Source organism: Enterobacter sp. RHBSTW-00593 (genome assembly GCF_013784105.1).
Classification (GTDB): Bacteria; Pseudomonadota; Gammaproteobacteria; order Enterobacterales; family Enterobacteriaceae; genus Enterobacter; species Enterobacter ludwigii.
Map to the genome: position 1 here is coordinate 4,155,881 of NZ_CP056393.1, position 17,844 is coordinate 4,173,724.

Sequence of the window (17,844 nt, forward strand, 5' to 3'; positions counted from 1 at the left end):
CGTCTCACAACAAAAAAGCCGGGTTTCCCCGGCTTTTTCACATCAGCCCTTTCAGCTGGCTTTGCGCGCGTGCGCCTGGCGATACTCCACCAGATCTTCAATCGTCACCACGGGCATATTATGCAGACGGGCAAAGGTGATGCACTCCGGCGCACGCGCCATGGTGCCATCGTCGTTGGTGAGTTCACACAGTACGCCCGCAGGTTTAAAGCCTGCCAGGGTCACGAGGTCAATGGTCGCTTCGGTGTGACCGCCACGGGTCAATACACCGCCGGCCTGCGCACGCAACGGGAAGACGTGGCCTGGACGATGCAGGTCTGATGGCTTCGCATCATCGGCAATCGCGGCACGTACGGTGGTCAGACGGTCAGCCGCCGACACGCCGGTGGTCACGCCATGTGCCGCTTCGATGGTCACGGTAAAACCGGTTCCAAAGGCGCTGGTGTTGTTTTCAACCATCATGGGCAGGTCGAGCTGCTTACGACGGTCTTCGTTGATACACAGGCACACGATGCCGCTACCGTGACGGATGGTCAGCGCCATCTGCTCAACGGTCATGTTTTCGGCGGCGAAAATCATGTCGCCTTCATTTTCACGGTTTTCATCGTCAAGCACCATCACGCCGCGGCCTTCGCGCAGTGCATCCAGTGCATGTTCAACACGTTCAATAGAAGTGCCAAAAGAGGAAAGTAGCGTCTGATTCATGGTAAAAAAACCTCATTAACATTATGGTTACCAGAATCAGGGCAGTCTTAGGAGCGCCGTATTAGCGGCAAAAAGATAACGTGAGCGGGCCAGGCCCGACTTGATCGTTACTCTCTCCCATCCGGACTCTAACCGTCGGCCCCGGAATTACACCGGATCTGCTGTCCTTTGAGTGGTGACCCAAAGCGCTCGCGGGCTTTCAGCGTTACGCTGATTTACCGCCGGTGGGGAATTTCGCCCCGCCCTGAGAATAAGCGAGATAACTATAACGCGATTGATTACCCTGGGCAATGCGCAGACATAAAATCTCCTTTATCCTGGGGCATGACGCGCTACAATGTTCATTAACACCGTCTTATCAAGGGAAGCCACAATGATTGACCCGAAGAAAATTGAGCAAATTGCGCGTCAGGTTCATGAGTCTATGCCAAAAGGCATTCGTGAGTTTGGGGATGACGTAGAGAAGAAAATCCGCCAGACGCTGCAGGCGCAGTTGGTTCGCCTTGATTTAGTCAGCCGCGAAGAGTTTGACGTGCAGACGCAGGTTCTGCTGCGTACCCGCGAGAAGCTGGCCCTGCTGGAGCAGCGTCTGAACGAGCTGGAAAACCGCAATACGCCAGCGGAAGTAAAACCGGCACCGGCCATTCCACCGGTTGATGAAGCAGAATAACAGCCGCGTATAACGGGCTGTTTGCGAAGATAGCCCCTCCTGTAAAGAGAGGGTGAAAAAAACGGGCCAGATGGCCCGTTTTTTATTGGCTGACTTTATTTGCTGTCTTTCTGGATCTTCTTGATGATGTTGGTGGTTGAGCACCCGTCCTCAAAGTTGAGCACCATCACTTCACCGCCATTGGCCCAGACCTCTTCGCTGCCCGCGATTTGATCCGGTTTGTAATCGCCGCCTTTCACCAGCAGATCCGGCAAAATACCGGCAATCAGGCGCTGCGGGGTATCTTCTTCAAACGACACCACCCAGTCCACCGCTTCCAGCGCACCCAGCACGATCATGCGCTGCTCCAGCGGGTTCACCGGACGCGTTTCACCTTTAAGACGTTTCGTCGACGCATCGCTGTTCACCGCCACAATCAGACGGTCGCCCAGCTTACGCGCATTGGCCAGATAAGAGACATGACCGGCATGCAGGATGTCGAACACGCCGTTGGTCATCACCACTTTTTCACCGCGTTTACGGGCGGCGGCAACGGCCACTTTCAGCTCATCTTCGCTCATCACGCCAAAACCGGTATCGGCACGACCACGCACCGCGTTTTCCAGTTCGATCGGCGAAACGGTGGAAGTCCCCAGCTTGCCGACGACCACACCTGCCGCAGCATTAGCGAAGTAGCACGCTTCTTCCAGAGAGTTCCCTGCCGCCAGCGTCGCCGCCAGAACGCCAATGACCGTGTCGCCGGCACCGGTCACGTCATACACTTCCTGCGCCTGGGTCGGCATATGCAGCGGCGCTTTGCCAGGCTGCAGCAGCGTCATCCCCTGCTCGGAGCGGGTCACCAGCAGTGCGGAGAGTTCGAAGTCAGCAATGATCTTCATGCCGCGCTCAACGAGCTCTTCTTCCGTCTTACATTTGCCCGCCACCGCTTCAAACTCAGAGAGGTTTGGCGTCAGCAGCGTTGCGCCGCGATAGCGCTCAAAGTCAGTACCTTTCGGGTCGATCAGCACGGGCACATTGGCTTTACGCGCGAGCTGAATCATCTGCTGTACGCTTGCCAGCGCACCTTTGGCGTAGTCGGACAGCACCAGCGCGCCGATAGTGCTCAGCGCCTGGTTAATGCGCTCGTGCAGCGGCTCAGGATCAACGCCCTCAAAGCCTTCCTCGAAGTCGAGGCGGATCAGCTGCTGGTTACGCGACAGAACGCGCAGTTTGGTGATCGTCGGGTGTGTCGGAACCGAAACGAAGTCGCACTTCACGTTCACGTCCGCCAGCGACTTGCTCAGCGCACGCGCCGCATCATCAATGCCGGTTAAGCCAACCAGACGCGACTGCGCGCCCAAAGAGGCAATGTTCATCGCCACGTTTGCCGCGCCGCCAGGACGCTCTTCAATGGTGTCGACCTTAACTACCGGTACCGGTGCTTCCGGAGAGATGCGGCTGGTCGGCCCGTACCAGTAGCGATCCAGCATGACATCCCCGACAACCATAACTCCAGCACGTTCAAACTCTGGCAGTGTTACTTTCATTCCTGACTCCAGAAAGATTCACAATTTGCGCGCGATAATATCACACTTGTTTTGTTACGCACGGTTCCACCAGCCACTTCTGCCAGCTGGCGGTGACCTGCGCGCGTTCAGTGGCGAAACAGTCCAGCGCGACGTGACCAGGCTGCTCCTGTAAGGCCAGGTGGTGCAGCTCGTCGCGCAGCGTGGTGTAGGCGCGCGTTAAGGCCTGCGCCTCCTGCTCATCCATAATGTCGTTTTGCGCCAGCAGTTCCAGAATACGCACATTATCAGACCAGCGGGTCAGCTTCGGTTTAGCGTGCGCATGGCGTAGCACCAGATATTGCGTAATAAATTCAATATCGGTAATGCCGCCCTCATCCGCTTTAATATCAAAGCGATCGCGATGCTTATTGCCCAGGTGCGCGCGCATTTTCTCGCGCATCTCACGCACGTCGGTCTGCAGCGTGCTGCCGTCACGCGGGGTTGTCATAATCTCCCGACGAATGGCATCAAACTGCGTTTTCAGCGACGGATCGCCGTACACCACGCGGGCACGCACCAGTGCCTGATGTTCCCACGTCCAGGCTTCATTCTTCTGGTACTCAGCGAAGGACTCCGTCGAGGTCACCAGCATGCCGGCCGCGCCGGAAGGACGCAGACGCGCATCCACTTCATATAAAATGCCAGATGACGTGCGGGTGCTGAACAGATGCATAATGCGCTGGGCCAGACGCAGGTAGAACTGACGCCCGTCGATTTCACGCTCGCCATCGGTCATGACGTCTGCCGGGCAGTCATGCAGGAAGATTAAATCGAGATCCGAGCTGTACCCCAGTTCCCATCCGCCGAGCTTACCGTAACCCACAACGGCAAAACCGCGGCCTTCGCGGTCAGCAAGGTGTTTCGGCTGGCCGTAGCGCGCCACCATCTGAATCCATGCCTGATGCACCACCGCATCAATGATCGCTTCTGCAAGCCAGGTTAAGTGATCGCTCACTTTCATCACTGGCAGCGTTCCGGCGATATCTGCCGCCGCCACGCGCAGCATTTGCGCCTGCTTGAACTGACGCAGCGCCTCCAGCTGTTGCTCTTCGTCCTCTTCCGGTACGCGCAGCAGATACTGACGCAGCTCGTCACGGTAGGCGTCCGTTGCCGTCGGCTGGTAGAGCGTATTGGGATCGAGCAGCTCATCCAGCAGCAGCGGATACCGCGCCAGCTTGTTGGCCACCATCGGCGAGGCGGCGCAAAGCGTAATCAGATGCTTGAGCGCGCCCGGGAACTCGCTCAGCAACTCAAGATAGGTCGTACGGGTGATGATCCCGCTCAGCAGCGGCATCATGCGCGACAGCGGGACCGGCGCATCCGCACGCGAGCAGACGTTGCTCAGCAGGTGCGGCATCAGATGATCCAGCACCTGACGACCGCGCGGACCAATGGCCCGTTTATTCAGTTCGAGACGGAAATCAGCAATTAACGCCACCACACGATGGCGATCGTCGTCGCTCAGGTGCGCCAGCACCGGCGTGGTATCATCTTCCTGCAGCGCGTCCTGCCACAATTCGCGCCAGTGTTCAGAGAGCGTATCGTCCTGCGATTCACTTTCATCGTCACCAATCAGCGCGTTAAAGACACGGCGCACGCCGGCCATATGCGCATCCAGTTGCCCGGTCAACGTTGACCAGTCGTCGACGTGCATTCCCCAGGCCAGCCGCGCCCGGTTCAGGTCATCGCCTGGCAAAGTCTGGGTCTGCTCGTCATTGATGCTTTGCAGCAGGTTTTCCAGGCGGCGCAGGAACAGATAGGCCTCACGCAGGATCTGCGCGTCGCCTTCCGGCAGCAGATGCAGTTGCTCTATGGCTGACAGCGTCGGCAGCAGCGAACGGGATTGCAGTGAAGGCTCACGTCCGCCGCGGATCAGCTGGAAGACCTGAACGATAAATTCGATTTCACGAATGCCGCCCGCGCCGAGCTTGATGTTGTCCTTCAGACCCCGGCGACGCACTTCACGGGCGATCATTCCTTTCATGTTGCGCAGCGACTGAATAACGCTAAAGTCGATATAGCGACGGAACACGAACGGGCGCAGCATGGCGCGCAGCTCGTTGGCGTAGGCATCGTCGCTGTCTCCCATGATCCGCGCTTTGACCATCGCGTAACGCTCCCAGTCGCGCCCCTGCTCCTGGTAATAATCTTCCAGTGCCGCAAAGCTCAGCACCAGCGGACCGCTGTCGCCAAACGGGCGCAGACGCATATCCACGCGATAGACAAAACCATCCTGGGTAGGTTGATCCAGCGCTTTAATCAGACGTTGCCCGAGACGGGTAAAGAACTGCGCATTGTCCAGTTCACGGCGGCCCCCGCGTGTGGAGCCGTTCTCCGGCCAGGCAAAAATCAGGTCGATATCCGAGGAGAAATTCAGTTCGCAGCCCCCGAGCTTGCCCATGCCCAGAATCAAGAGTGGCTGAGGAACCCCATCCTCATTGCACGGCGTGCCCCACTCTTTACAGCAGGCGGCATAGAGCCAGTCCCGTGCGGCAACAATCAGCGTCTGTGCCAGCTCGCTCAGCTGCTGCAGGGTACTTTCTTCGCTGACCAGTTCCAGCGCCTGAGCCCAGGCAATACGCACCATGACCCGGCGGCGGAACTGGCGCAGGACGCGCATCAGTGTCGCTTCATCCGCGACCTCTTCAAGTGCGGTTTGCAACCAGCCCGCATAATGCCGCCACTCGTCTGCCTGCGGCGGGGTGCTCTCAAGCGCCTCCAGCCAGTCCGGGTAAGCGGTGATACTTTCCTGCACAAAATCACTGAAGGTGAGCACGCTCCTGGCCTGCTCGCTTAACGATGACGCCGGTAATGACTCAGGCAGACGTTCGCAAACGGTCTGCCACTGCTGCTGTAACTGCGAAGAAAGCGGCATTATAGGGTTCCTTGCCAGAGTTAACGTTTTCCGCTGTGCAGCCAGAACGGCTCCTGCGAAATGGCTTCATTACGGAAATGCTCAATCTCAATGTGCTGACGGGTTTCGATAGCATGCTTCAGCCCCTGCCAGTTCTCCAGCCAGGCCTGCGCTTTAGGGCCGTCATAGGCACCCGACAACAGCAGCATGCTGTCGATATTGCGCGACAGGCGGATCAGCTGATCGCCATACTGGTCTCCCAGCGGATACGCAAAGGTGGTTTTAAGCTCCGCCGCGTGGCGTGAAAGATGGATATCCGCGAAACGTTTGAAGTTATCTTCAATTTTGGCCTGCGCTTTTGCATCCAGGAAGGCACGCCAGCTGCGCGTCACCAGAAACTCGGTCAGCGCCAGCCTGGCGGCGGCGTTTTGCGGGCTGTAGAGTGCCGTTTGTGCGGATACGTCAGAGAGCAGCAGCGCTTCGGTCTGGGTCAGCAGGTCACGTAAGTGAGCGCTCGCTTTGCGAGGTACGATGCCGCCGAACAGCGCCAGGGTATGACGCACAAGGCTCATCGCCGCTAACACGTGCGCTTTTGCGTTTTTCACATTACGCACCCACAGCTCTTCATGATAAAGCCACTGTGAGAGCGCCAGCTCCAGCGCCGCCTCCATGCCCTGCTCAACGCTGGCTTTCGGTGGCACGTGCAAAATAGTCGTCTCTTTCAGCAGGCGCGGCGCATTCCCGGCGGCCAGATGATACCCCCGCGCCGCTTTGCTCAGGCTGCCCTGACGCAGGCCCGGCTGGCTTACCAGCTTACGCGCCAGCTTCAGTACGTCCTGGACTTCACCCTCCAGCAGTTCGAGCTCCAGCTCGCAAATCGGCTCCTGAAGCTCACCCGCTTTTACCTCACCCTGATCGAGGGCGATTTCAATGCGGCTTTTCCCTTCCGTTACCAGCCATTTTTCACGCCAGAAATCGGTACTAAACAGCGGTTTCACCTCGGCGGATAAGGTTTCTGGCAGCACGCCGTTCGGCCAGACTTCTGCCGGGAAACGATCCAGCTCAAGTTCTGGCTGATTGATGTCGATATTGTATTCCGGGCGCTGATGCAAACCGCCGACCACGCGGCCAGCGATTTTCATCGTCATCTCGTAGCGCCCGTTCGCGCCACGGATGCGCAGTCCCATATCATGGCGGCGCAGCCAGTTGTCTGGCGTTTCGTAATAGATATTAAGCAGTTGTACCGGTTCATGGTGTTCGCCGGAAAGGGTCTGCAGATGCTGACGGAGTGCGTCAACGCTGTCTTTTTCGACGATAAATTTTAATTCGATTTCTTGAGCCATAGCCTTGTACTTTTGCAGGCGTCACAGACGCGTCAATGAGGGCGAACTTCCTCGCCATTTGTTTGTCAGTACATAGTATTTTGCGCCAAATTGCCACGCAATGAGCAATTTGACGGGCGTAAATGTTTAGGGTCGTGACACAGATGATTCTGATTGCTGACGAATGCTTTGCGTAGAGACACTGTTGCCACTACTATCGTTCCACTATTTATGAAAATAACGACTAATGATGCTTAAATTACGCCTGATTGGACTTACTTTCCTCGCTTTTAGCGCCGCAACCGCCGTGCACGCTGAAGAGAAGCGTTACGTTTCTGACGAACTGAACACCTGGGTACGCAGTGGCCCTGGAGATAATTATCGCCTCGTGGGTACGGTCAATGCCGGCGAGGAAGTGACGCTGTTACAGACCAACGCGGAGACCAATTATGGTCAGGTTCGCGACAGTACCGGCCGCACGTCCTGGATCCCACTGAAAGAGCTGAGCGCGGTGCCAAGCCTGCGCACCCGCGTGCCGGATCTGGAAAATCAGGTGAAAACGCTGACCGACAAGCTGAACAATATCGACGGTACCTGGAACCAGCGTACCGCGGAAATGCAGCAGAAAGTGGCCCAGAGCGACAGCGTGATTAACGGTCTGAAAGACGAGAATCAGAAACTGAAAAACGAGCTGATTGTCGCGCAGAAGAAGGTGAACGCCGCCAATCTGCAACTTGATGACAAACAACGTACCATCATCATGCAGTGGTTTATGTACGGTGGCGGTGTGCTGGGCGTTGGCCTGGTGCTGGGTCTGGTGCTTCCTCACCTGATCCCAAGCCGTAAGCGTAAAGACCGCTGGATGAACTAATTCGTCTTCTCTGCCAGACTTACGTATTATCTTGCGAAAAGAGAAAACGGGAGTACAGGGCGTGAAGAGTTATCTGGTCGGTGGTGCGGTACGTGATGCGTTGTTAGGTCTGCCGGTCAAAGATAAAGACTGGGTGGTGGTGGGAGCCACACCTGAAGAGATGCTTAACGCGGGCTACCAGCAGGTAGGCCGCGATTTTCCCGTGTTTTTGCACCCGCAAAGCCGTGAGGAGTACGCCCTGGCGCGTACCGAACGGAAATCCGGTTCGGGTTATACCGGCTTCACCTGCTATGCCGCACCGGACGTCACGCTGGAGCAAGATCTCCTGCGTCGCGATCTCACCATCAACGCGCTGGCGCAGGACGAAGACGGCCAGATCATTGACGCGTATGGCGGTCAGGACGATCTGCGTAATCGACTGCTGCGTCACGTCTCCCCGGCGTTTTCTGAAGATCCGCTCCGCGTGCTGCGCGTGGCGCGCTTTGCGGCGCGTTACGCGCATCTGAGCTTCCGCATTGCCGATGAGACCCTGGCACTGATGACCGCCATGACCGAGGCGGGCGAACTGGCCCACCTCACGCCAGAGCGCGTCTGGAAAGAGACGGAAAACGCCCTTACCACCCGCAACCCGCAGGTCTTTTTCCAGGTGCTGCGTGACTGTGGCGCACTGAAAGTGCTGTTCCCGGAAATTGACGCGCTGTTCGGCGTGCCCGCCCCGGCGAAATGGCATCCGGAAATCGATACCGGCGTGCATACCCTGATGACCCTGAGTATGGCTGCCATGCTCAGCCCCGAGGTGGATGTGCGTTTTTCAACGCTGTGCCACGATCTCGGCAAAGGATTAACGCCAAAAGCCATGTGGCCGCGCCACCATGGCCACGGTCCTGCCGGGGTGAAGCTGGTCGAAGGGCTTTGCCAGCGCCTGCGAGTACCCAATGAGATTCGCGATCTCGCCAGACTGGTGGCGGAATTTCACGACCTGATCCACACCTTCCCGATCCTCAAACCGGCCACCATCGTTAAGCTGTTTGATAACATTGACGCATGGCGCAAACCCCAGCGCGTCGAGCAGATCGCGTTGACCAGCGAAGCCGACGTACGTGGCCGCACCGGTTTTGAAGCCTGCGATTATCCGCAGGGGCGGCTGTTACGCGCAGCGTGGGAAGTGGCAAAAGCGGTACCGACTAAAGCGGTTGTCGAGGCGGGCTTCAAGGGACCGGAAATCCGGGAAGAGCTGACGAAACGTCGAATTCAGGCGGTGACGGACTGGAAGGAAAAGCATTGCCCTCAGCCTAAAGACTGAGGGCCGTCAGTCAGAAGAAGACCACGTAAACCGCAGCCGCCACGATAAAGCGATAGATCGCGAACGGAATAAACGAGATACGCTTAATCAACTGCAGGAAGGTTTTGATGGCGATCAGCGCCACGATAAAGGCGGTGACAAAGCCCACGGCGAACATCGGAATGTCACCCGTGGTGAGGAAGCCAATGCTTTTATAGACGTCGAGTGCGGTCGCGCCCATCATCATCGGCACCGCCAGCAGGAACGAGAACTCCGACGCAGCATAGCGGCTAACGCCCATCAGCATCCCGCCAGAGATGGTCGCGCCTGAGCGTGAAAAGCCCGGCCACAGCGCCAGACACTGGAAACAACCAATGATAAACGCCTGACGGTAGGTCATGTCATCCAGACCTTCCGCGCGTGGCGTTTTCGGCTTCAGCAGTTCTGCCGCGATCAGCAGGAAACCGCCGACGACCAGCGCATACATGACGTTAATCGGGTTAAACAGCGATTTAATGGTGTCGTGGAAAACCAGGCCCAGAACCACTGCCGGAACCATGCCAAGCAGAATATGGATAAGCGTCAGGCGACCTTTGCTTTCACCCTCGCGCTGAGGAAGACGGCCAAAGTGGATACCGATAAGCCCGAACAGACGACGCCAGAACATCACAACGACCGCCAGAATAGACCCCAACTGAATGACAACTTCAAACGTCTTTGCGGTATCGCCTTCAAAGCCCAGCAGATGGCCAACGATAATCATATGGCCCGTACTGGAAACCGGCAAAAACTCCGTCAATCCTTCGACCACACCCAGTATTGCCGCCACCAGCAGCGAGTGCATATCGCTCATCTATAAACCCCTAAAAAGATATAAAAAAAACGGTGTCCCACGCGGACAACCGTGAAAGATACAGCTTTAAGACCGGTATAACCTAAAATGGTTTAGCTATTATGACGTTAAATCTTCCCTTTCAGATTTGTGCCACGCTCAATGATCACGCCGACGTTAGCGGCCCGCGCCACGGCGCCCGGTTTGCTCAACTTGATGCGTACCCACGGTGCGTTGAACTTGCTCAGCAGCAGCTCGGCCACCTCTTCTGCCACACGCTCCACCAGCGCAAAACGTTGCCCTTCGACGTGGCCCACGACCGTTTCACTGATATCGGCGTAGCTCAGACAGTCATTCACGTCGTCGCTTTTTGCTGACTTGCGGTTATCCCAGCCCATTTCGATATCGAACACGAGTTTCTGCTCAATGGTCTGTTCCCAGTCGTAAACACCAATAGTGGTGATTACCGAAAGTTGCTCTATAAATACAATATCCATCACGACCTGCCTGCTTTTTGGCTAAACCGGATACCACTTCCGGCGAATTATGCGTATTATCCACAGATGCTGAGAATACAGATACATTTTCAAAACGGAACAGCGTTATGAGTGCAATCGCGCCTGGAATGATCCTCCTCGCCTACCTTTGCGGCTCAATCTCCAGCGCCATTCTGGTCTGCCGCATTGCCGGGTTACCTGACCCGCGCGAAAGTGGTTCCGGGAATCCGGGGGCGACCAATGTACTACGAATTGGCGGCAAGGGAGCAGCCGTAGCGGTATTGATTTTTGATGTTCTGAAAGGAATGTTACCCGTCTGGGGAGCGTATGCGCTGGGCGTAACGCCGTTCTGGCTGGGGCTCATTGCTATCGCCGCCTGTGTCGGCCATATCTGGCCTGTATTCTTTGGTTTTAAAGGCGGTAAAGGCGTCGCCACCGCCTTTGGTGCTATTGCCCCAATCGGCTGGGACTTAACCGGCGTGATGGCTGGCACCTGGCTACTGACCATTCTTCTGAGCGGTTACTCATCACTGGGCGCCATCGTCAGCGCGCTGATCGCGCCATTCTATGTCTGGTGGTTCAAACCGCAGTTCACCTTCCCGGTGTCGATGCTCTCCTGCCTCATCCTGCTGCGTCATCACGATAATATTCAGCGCCTGTGGCGTCGCCAGGAGACCAAAATCTGGTCGAAGCTCAGGAGAAAGAAAAAAGACGCCCCGTAAGGGGTTAGTTATGCCTTATAACCAAATGTGATTTTGGTCACCCTCTGCCTGTGGTAACTGTTAATGACACAACACAACCACACAAAAAGAAAATGGCAGACATTACAGACACAACTCCCCTTTCAACGGCAGGACATTCGCCTGATGGCGACATCAAGTGGGTACGTAACGCCTCTGACGTTTCACGTCTGGTCAACGACGGTTCTCAGGGTCGGGCCAACGCCCGCATCGTAGTCGGTATCGCGCTGGGCGGTATTTTCCTCGATGCGTACGACCTTGGTGCGCTGGCGTTCGGCATCAAAGACATCACCCGCGAATTTAATCTCACCCCTGCCGGTACCGGCATGGTGGCCTCGGCCATTACCTTTGGTGCGATTGTCGGGGCGCTACTGGGTGGCTATCTCACGGACAAGATCGGACGCTACCGCGTCTTTATGGCCGACATGCTGTTCTTCGTGGTAGCGGCCATCGCCTGTGCACTGGCACCCAACGAATATGCGCTGGCGGGCGCACGCTTTGTGATGGGCCTCGGCGTGGGGATCGATCTGCCGGTGGCGATGGCGTTTCTTAGCGAGTTCGCCAGGCTCAAAGGCCCCGGAAACAAGGCCTCCAGCGTGGCAATGTGGTGCCCAACCTGGTATGCCGCAATCAGCATCTCTTACCTGTTGGTGTTATTCTTCTACGCCGTACTGCCAGAAAGTCACAGCGACTGGCTGTGGCGCTTAATCCTGGGGTTTGGCGCGGTGCCTGCGCTGGTGATTATCGCCATTCGTAGCCGCTACATGAGCGAGTCCCCGGTCTGGGCGGCGAATCAGGGCAACCTGAAAGAGGCGGCCGCTATCTTGCGGCAATCGTATAACATCAACGCCCACGTGCCGCAGGATGCGCTTAACCAACCGGCACCGGTGGTCAACAAGGCGAAGTGGGCAAACTATCTGAACCTGTTCCGTGGCGTCTATTTGCGACGTACCACGCTCGCTACCCTGCTCTCGGTGGTGTCGTCTTTCGCCTATAACGCCGTCGCATTTGGTCTGCCGGTCATTATCTCCAGCTTCTTTGTGCAGTCGATGCTGACCACTATTCTGATCTCACTGGTGCTAAACCTGCTGTTTGCCTTCGTCGGCGGATTGCTGGCAGTGCGCTATGTTCCGCGTTTCGGCGCGTGGCGGATGTCACTGGCGGGCTACGCCTGTCAGCTTGTTGCTCTGCTGGGGCTGGCGCTGATTGGTCGTCCGGAAGGCGTATCGGAAGGCGTTATCGCCGTCGCGATGCTGGCGCTGTTCCTGTTCGGTCAGGGATTTGGGCCCGGTGCCCATACCATGACGTTTGCGTCCCTGAGCTATCCCACCTCTCTGCGCGGCGTGGGCGTGGGCCTTAACCAGACGCTGATGCGCAGCAGTTCTACGCTCTCGCTGTTTCTGTTCCCTCTGCTGGTGGCCTCTCTTGATACCGCCGTGTTCTGGGTGATCGCCCTGGCACCGTTTATCGGGCTGGCTGCGCTGCTGGCGATCCGCTGGGAACCGTCCGGCTATGATGTGGATGCAGAGGATTATCGATAACCTTCTCAACCGGCTCCTTGAGCCGGTTTTTTTATCCATAAGCGACTCATATGACAGCCTTCATTTCTGCCAGGGCATACTGAAACGTCTCCCGATGATGAGCAGATGGATGCAGCATGTTAGCAGCTCAGGTCACTGATAATTCTTACAAAGGCTGGCAGGCATCGCTTGCCCTGCAGTTTTGTTACACCCCTGAGAAAACCCTCCTGCACGCTGCTCATCACATCGGGCCCCTCACCGTACAGCGACCTTTTTATCCCGAAGGCGACACCTGTCACCTGTATTTACTGCACCCGCCAGGCGGGATAGTCGGCGGCGATACGCTGGATATTTCGGTGCATCTGGACGCGAAAAGCCATGCGCTGATCACCATGCCCGGCGCGAGCAAGTTCTATCGCAGCAGCGGCCCGCAGGCCTGTCTCAATCAGCACTTCTGGCTCGACGATGAGGCTACGCTGGAGTGGCTGCCGCAGGACACCATTATCTTTCCCGGTGCGAATGCCGCCCTGCGTTCCGTTTTTCATCTGAAGGCTTCCAGTACGCTGCTGGCGTGGGAATTGTACTGTCTGGGTCGCCCGGTGATCGGCGAAACCTTCAGCCACGGCACGCTGGAAAGCCGCCTTGAGATCTGGGTCGACGATGAGCCACGGCTGATTGAACGTCAGCACCTCAGCAATGGCGATCTCACGCCCGTTGCAGGTCTCCCGTGGGTCGGCACGCTGCTGTTCTTTCCGGCCAGGGAAGCGCACCTCGAAACGGTGCGCGAGCTGCTGACGCCGCTGAGCCACTTTGCCGGGGCAACGCTCACAGACGATCTGCTGTCGGTGCGTTTTCTCTCCCACGACAACCTGATTTGCCAGCGGGTGATGCGCGATATCTGGCAGTCGCTTCGCCCGCTTTTAACCCCCAAAACCGCCTGTTCGCCGCGTATCTGGCAGACATAAGAGAAACGTTATGGAACTGACCCCCAGAGAAAAAGACAAGCTGTTGCTGTTTACCGCTGCGCTGGTTGCCGAACGCCGCCTTGCGCGCGGGGTAAAACTGAATTACCCGGAATCAGTCGCGCTGATCAGCGCGTTTATTATGGAAGGCGCCCGCGATGGCGAAACCGTCGCCTCACTGATGGAAGCGGGCCGTCACGTCCTGACGCGCGACCAGGTGATGGAAGGCGTACCGGAGATGATCCCCGACATTCAGGTGGAAGCGACGTTCCCGGACGGATCAAAGCTCGTCACCGTCCATAACCCGATCGTATAAGGAGCGCGTGATGATCCCAGGCGAATACCAGATCCAATCCGGAAACATTACGATCAACGTTGGGCGAGACACGCAAAACGTGATCGTCGAAAACCATGGCGACAGACCGATCCAGGTGGGATCGCACTACCACTTTTATGAGATTAACCCGGCGCTGAAATTCGACCGGGAAGCCACCAAAGGCTATCGGCTGAATATTCCGGCAGGCACCGCCGTGCGTTTCGAACCCGGACAGAAGCGCGAGGTGACGCTGGTTCAGGTCAGCGGCGCGCAGCGTATTTTCGGCTTTCGCGGCGAGGTGATGGGAGAGGTGAAAAATGGCTGAAATTTCACGTCAGGCCTACGCCGATATGTTCGGCCCCACCACTGGCGATAAAGTGCGTCTGGCCGACAGCGAGCTGTGGATAGAAGTGGAAAACGATCTCACGGTCTACGGCGAAGAGGTCAAATTCGGTGGCGGGAAGGTGATCCGCGACGGTATGGGCCAGGGGCAGATGACATCCGACGGCTGCGTGGATCTGGTGCTGACCAACGCGCTGATTATCGATCACTGGGGGATCGTTAAAGCCGATATTGGCGTAAAAAACGGGCGGATCTTTGCCGTGGGTAAAGCCGGCAACCCGGATATACAGCCCGGGGTCACGATCCCAATTGGCGCAGCGACAGAAGTGATAGCCGCCGAAGGGAAAATTGTCACCGCCGGCGGGATCGACACGCACATCCACTGGATCTGCCCGCAGCAGGCGGAAGAGGCGCTGGTCTCTGGCGTCACCACCATGATTGGCGGGGGCACGGGCCCTGCGGCAGGCACCAACGCCACGACCTGTACGCCGGGGCCCTGGTATATCGCGCGAATGTTGCAGGCGGCCGATACACTCCCGGTGAATATCGGCCTGCTTGGCAAAGGTAATGGTTCCAACCCTGATGCCCTGCGCGAGCAGATCGCAGCGGGTGCCATCGGGCTGAAGATCCACGAAGACTGGGGCGCGACGCCTGCAGCCATCAACTGCTCACTGGCGGTGGCGGAGGAGATGGATATTCAGGTGGCGCTGCACAGCGACACGCTGAACGAATCCGGGTTTGTTGAGGACACGCTGGCGGCTATCGGCGGACGGACCATTCACACCTTCCATACGGAAGGGGCGGGCGGCGGACATGCACCGGATATTATTACTGCCTGCGCGCACCCGAATATTCTGCCCTCCTCCACTAACCCGACGCTGCCCTACACGGTGAATACCATCGACGAGCATCTCGACATGCTGATGGTATGTCACCACCTCGACCCGGATATCGCCGAGGACGTCGCCTTTGCTGAATCACGCATTCGCCGGGAGACCATCGCCGCGGAAGATGTCCTTCACGATATCGGTGCCTTCTCGCTGACCTCGTCCGACTCCCAGGCAATGGGTCGCGTCGGCGAAGTGATTATTCGTACCTGGCAGGTGGCGCACCGTATGAAGGTTCAGCGCGGCGCACTGCCGGAAGAGACCGGGAACAACGATAACTACCGCGTGAAACGCTATATCGCCAAATACACCATTAACCCGGCGCTAACCCACGGGATTGCTCATGAAGTGGGCTCGATTGAGACCGGGAAACTGGCGGATTTAGTGGTCTGGTCCCCCGCGTTCTTTGGCGTCAAACCCGCCACCATTGTGAAAGGCGGGATGATCGCCTGCGCCCCGATGGGGGATATCAACGCCTCTATCCCAACGCCGCAACCGGTCCATTACCGTCCGATGTTTGGCTCGCTGGGTGCCGCACGCCATGCAACACGGCTGACGTTTGTCTCCCAGGCTGCCGATGCGAAGGGCATTTCGCACCAGCTCAGTCTGCAGAGCGGCATAGCCGTCGTAAAAGGCTGCCGCACGGTAAAAAAGGCCGACATGATCCACAACAGTCTGCAGCCCAACATCACCGTTGACGCACAAACTTACGAGGTTCGCGTTGATGGCGAGCTCATTACCAGCGAGCCGGCAGACGTTCTGCCGATGGCCCAACGCTATTTCCTGTTTTAAGGAGTGACGATGATCTACCTGACCCAACGCCTTGACCATGCCCATCCGATAACCGCCAGCGTCACGCTGCCGATTGATGTCCGGGTAAAAAGCCGTGCCCGCGTGGCGCTGAATGACGGCCGCGAAGCCGGGCTGATGCTGCCGCGCGGCCTGCTGCTGCGCGGGGGAGATCTGCTGACCACTGACGACGGCAGCGAGGTGATCGAGGTGATCGCCGCGCCGGAATCGGTCTCCGTGGTGCGCTGCGACGATCCGTTCCTGCTCGCCCGCGCCTGCTACCACCTCGGCAACCGCCACGTGCCGCTGCAGATCATGCCCGGCGAGCTGCGCTACCACCACGATCATGTGCTCGATGACATGCTGCGCCAGTTCGGGCTCGAGGTGACATTTGCCACCCTCCCGTTTGAACCGGAAGCGGGGGCGTATACCAGCGATGCCCACAGCCATAGTCATAGTCACTCTCACGCTCATTCACATTAAGGATTCATCATGCGTACGTTTTTACCTCTGCTACTGCTGGCCTTTTCTCTTCCTGCCCTGGCGCATCCCGGACACGGCACAGACAGCTTTCAGGCCGGTTTTTTCCATCCGCTGACGGGTCTTGATCATCTGCTGATGCTAACCGGTGCGGGCGTACTTTCGGCCCTGAGCGGGCGCAAGCTACTGCTGCCTCTCGCCACTCTCGGCATGATGCTGGCCGGGGCCGTTGCAGGCAGCCTGCTTGGCGGCTTTAGCGGCATGGAAATGCTGATTATCGCCTCGCTGGCGGTCTGCGGCGCGATGATGTTTAAAACCGAAAATCGCCTGCTGTTGGCCGTGCCGGCGCTGGCAATGTTCCACGGCTGGGCGCACGGGGTAGAGATGTCTGGCCACAACTTCTGGCTCTTCACCAGCGGCTTTATGTTTGCCAGTGCCACGGTGCTGTGCGCCAGCTTCGCCGCCGGGTTACTGCTGCGCCGTCACGACGGGTTGCGTAAAACCTTTGGTGGCGGGCTGATTGTCTCTGCGCTGCTGGCGCTGATGAGCTGATGGAGCACGTCCGCCAGCGGCTGCGCCTGATGCAGCTCTCCAGCAGCAGCCTTCCGGTCGGGTCATTCACCTGGTCGCAGGGGCTGGAGTGGGCCGTAGAAGCAGGCTGGGTCCCCGATGCTGAGGCGTTCAAAAACTGGCAGATCCTGCAGATGGAGCAGAGCTTGTTCTGTGTCGATCTGCCGCTGTTTTCCCGACTTTATCAGGCGTGCGAGCAAAACGATTTGGCGACGGCAACACGCTGGACGGCCTACCTTCTCGCCTGCCGGGAAACGCGTGAACTGCGTGATGAGGAACGCAACCGCGGGGCGGCCTTTACGCGCCTGCTCAAAAGCTGGGAGCCGGACTGTCCGGCAGAGTGGCGGACGCTGTTTATGCAAAGCCAGCTCAGCGGGATGGCGTGGCTGGGAGTACGCTGGGGCATTAGCGCCCATGAGCTGGCCCTGAGCCTGGGCTACAGCTGGATTGAGAGCGCGGTCATGGCGGGCGTCAAGCTGGTGCCGTTCGGGCAACAGACGGCGCAGCAGCTGATTATCGACCTGAGCGACCACTTTGCCGCCGGGCTTGAACCGGCTTTTTTGCGTGGCGACGACGCGCTGGGTGCGGCAACGCCGCTGTCGGCCATCGCCTCTGCGCGCCACGAAACACAATATTCACGATTATTCCGTTCCTGAGG

The 17,844-nt window shown here is 57.8% G+C and carries 18 protein-coding genes and 1 riboswitch; of the genes, 12 read left to right on the forward strand and 6 right to left on the reverse strand.

The features are described 5' to 3' along the window. Positions 1–51 precede the first annotated feature (51 nt). Positions 52–705 (reverse strand): 3,4-dihydroxy-2-butanone-4-phosphate synthase, encoded by a 654-nt coding sequence (gene ribB / locus HV242_RS19880; protein WP_014171649.1) that lies wholly within the window; start codon positions 703–705, stop codon positions 52–54. Positions 706–810: 105 nt separating this feature from the next. Continuing rightward, positions 811–961: riboswitch (FMN riboswitch) on the reverse strand. Positions 962–1,078: 117 nt separating this feature from the next. On the opposite strand from ribB, the gene ubiK reads away from it, so the two are divergent. After that, a complete protein-coding gene (gene ubiK / locus HV242_RS19885; protein ID WP_020883634.1) occupies positions 1,079–1,375 on the forward strand; it encodes a ubiquinone biosynthesis accessory factor UbiK in 297 nt (98 codons plus the stop codon). Between the two features lie 95 nt (positions 1,376–1,470). Here ubiK and hldE read toward each other — a convergent pair whose 3' ends face one another. From hldE to HV242_RS19900, 3 genes are read right to left on the reverse strand one after another with little or no spacing between them, the layout of a single operon-like run. Further along, positions 1,471–2,901: a bifunctional D-glycero-beta-D-manno-heptose-7-phosphate kinase/D-glycero-beta-D-manno-heptose 1-phosphate adenylyltransferase HldE gene (gene hldE / locus HV242_RS19890; protein WP_020883633.1), complete on the reverse strand. Its 1,431-nt coding sequence runs from the start codon at positions 2,899–2,901 to the stop codon at positions 1,471–1,473. 40 nt (positions 2,902–2,941) lie between these two features. Next, complete coding sequence (gene glnE, locus HV242_RS19895; RefSeq protein WP_131494708.1) at positions 2,942–5,800, reverse strand: bifunctional [glutamate--ammonia ligase]-adenylyl-L-tyrosine phosphorylase/[glutamate--ammonia-ligase] adenylyltransferase; 2,859 nt, start codon at positions 5,798–5,800, stop codon at positions 2,942–2,944. Positions 5,801–5,817: 17 nt separating this feature from the next. Further along, positions 5,818–7,119 carry a CYTH domain-containing protein gene (locus HV242_RS19900; RefSeq protein ID WP_040018816.1) on the reverse strand — a complete coding sequence of 434 codons (1,302 nt, stop codon included), beginning with the start codon at positions 7,117–7,119 and terminating at the stop codon, positions 5,818–5,820. 229 nt (positions 7,120–7,348) lie between these two features. Here HV242_RS19900 and HV242_RS19905 point away from each other — a divergent pair, with 229 nt between their 5' ends. Then, the gene (locus tag HV242_RS19905; RefSeq protein WP_025203004.1) at positions 7,349–7,969 is read left to right on the forward strand and encodes a TIGR04211 family SH3 domain-containing protein; all 621 of its coding nucleotides are present in this window, start codon (positions 7,349–7,351) and stop codon (positions 7,967–7,969) included. 61 nt (positions 7,970–8,030) lie between these two features. Next, a complete protein-coding gene (locus HV242_RS19910; RefSeq protein WP_020883630.1) occupies positions 8,031–9,272 on the forward strand; it encodes a multifunctional CCA addition/repair protein in 1,242 nt (413 codons plus the stop codon). 10 nt (positions 9,273–9,282) lie between these two features. Here the strand turns inward: HV242_RS19910 and bacA are convergent, their stop codons facing one another. Next, a complete protein-coding gene (bacA, locus tag HV242_RS19915; RefSeq protein ID WP_014171656.1) occupies positions 9,283–10,104 on the reverse strand; it encodes an undecaprenyl-diphosphate phosphatase in 822 nt (273 codons plus the stop codon). Between the two features lie 107 nt (positions 10,105–10,211). Beyond that, positions 10,212–10,580: a bifunctional dihydroneopterin aldolase/7,8-dihydroneopterin epimerase gene (gene folB, locus HV242_RS19920; protein ID WP_020883629.1), complete on the reverse strand. Its 369-nt coding sequence runs from the start codon at positions 10,578–10,580 to the stop codon at positions 10,212–10,214. A 107-nt stretch (positions 10,581–10,687) separates the two neighbouring features. On the opposite strand from folB, the gene plsY reads away from it, so the two are divergent. From plsY to HV242_RS19965, 9 genes are all read left to right on the forward strand, one after another. Continuing rightward, positions 10,688–11,302, forward strand: a complete 615-nt coding sequence (plsY, locus tag HV242_RS19925; RefSeq protein ID WP_049023326.1) for a glycerol-3-phosphate 1-O-acyltransferase PlsY — start codon at positions 10,688–10,690, stop codon at positions 11,300–11,302. Between the two features lie 92 nt (positions 11,303–11,394). Then, positions 11,395–12,861, forward strand: a complete 1,467-nt coding sequence (locus HV242_RS19930) for an MFS transporter (protein ID WP_041162858.1) — start codon at positions 11,395–11,397, stop codon at positions 12,859–12,861. Positions 12,862–12,977: 116 nt separating this feature from the next. After that, the gene (locus HV242_RS19935) at positions 12,978–13,805 is read left to right on the forward strand and encodes an urease accessory protein UreD (protein WP_014171660.1); all 828 of its coding nucleotides are present in this window, start codon (positions 12,978–12,980) and stop codon (positions 13,803–13,805) included. A 10-nt stretch (positions 13,806–13,815) separates the two neighbouring features. Further along, positions 13,816–14,118, forward strand: a complete 303-nt coding sequence (locus HV242_RS19940) for an urease subunit gamma (RefSeq protein WP_003862556.1) — start codon at positions 13,816–13,818, stop codon at positions 14,116–14,118. Between the two features lie 10 nt (positions 14,119–14,128). Continuing rightward, positions 14,129–14,443, forward strand: coding sequence for an urease subunit beta (locus HV242_RS19945; RefSeq protein WP_040018813.1), 315 nt, complete (start codon positions 14,129–14,131; stop codon positions 14,441–14,443). Beyond that, positions 14,436–16,139 carry an urease subunit alpha gene (gene ureC / locus HV242_RS19950; protein ID WP_050737304.1) on the forward strand — a complete coding sequence of 568 codons (1,704 nt, stop codon included), beginning with the start codon at positions 14,436–14,438 and terminating at the stop codon, positions 16,137–16,139. The genes HV242_RS19945 and ureC overlap by 8 nt, the downstream gene beginning before the upstream one ends. Before the next feature lie 9 nt (positions 16,140–16,148). After that, positions 16,149–16,619 (forward strand): urease accessory protein UreE, encoded by a 471-nt coding sequence (gene ureE, locus HV242_RS19955; RefSeq protein ID WP_050737305.1) that lies wholly within the window; start codon positions 16,149–16,151, stop codon positions 16,617–16,619. Positions 16,620–16,628: 9 nt separating this feature from the next. Next, a complete protein-coding gene (locus HV242_RS19960; protein WP_020883621.1) occupies positions 16,629–17,168 on the forward strand; it encodes a HupE/UreJ family protein in 540 nt (179 codons plus the stop codon). Continuing rightward, positions 17,168–17,842 (forward strand): urease accessory protein UreF, encoded by a 675-nt coding sequence (locus HV242_RS19965; protein ID WP_014171665.1) that lies wholly within the window; start codon positions 17,168–17,170, stop codon positions 17,840–17,842. Before HV242_RS19960 ends, HV242_RS19965 begins: the two co-directional genes overlap by 1 nt. The last annotated feature ends 2 nt before the right edge of the window (positions 17,843–17,844 follow it).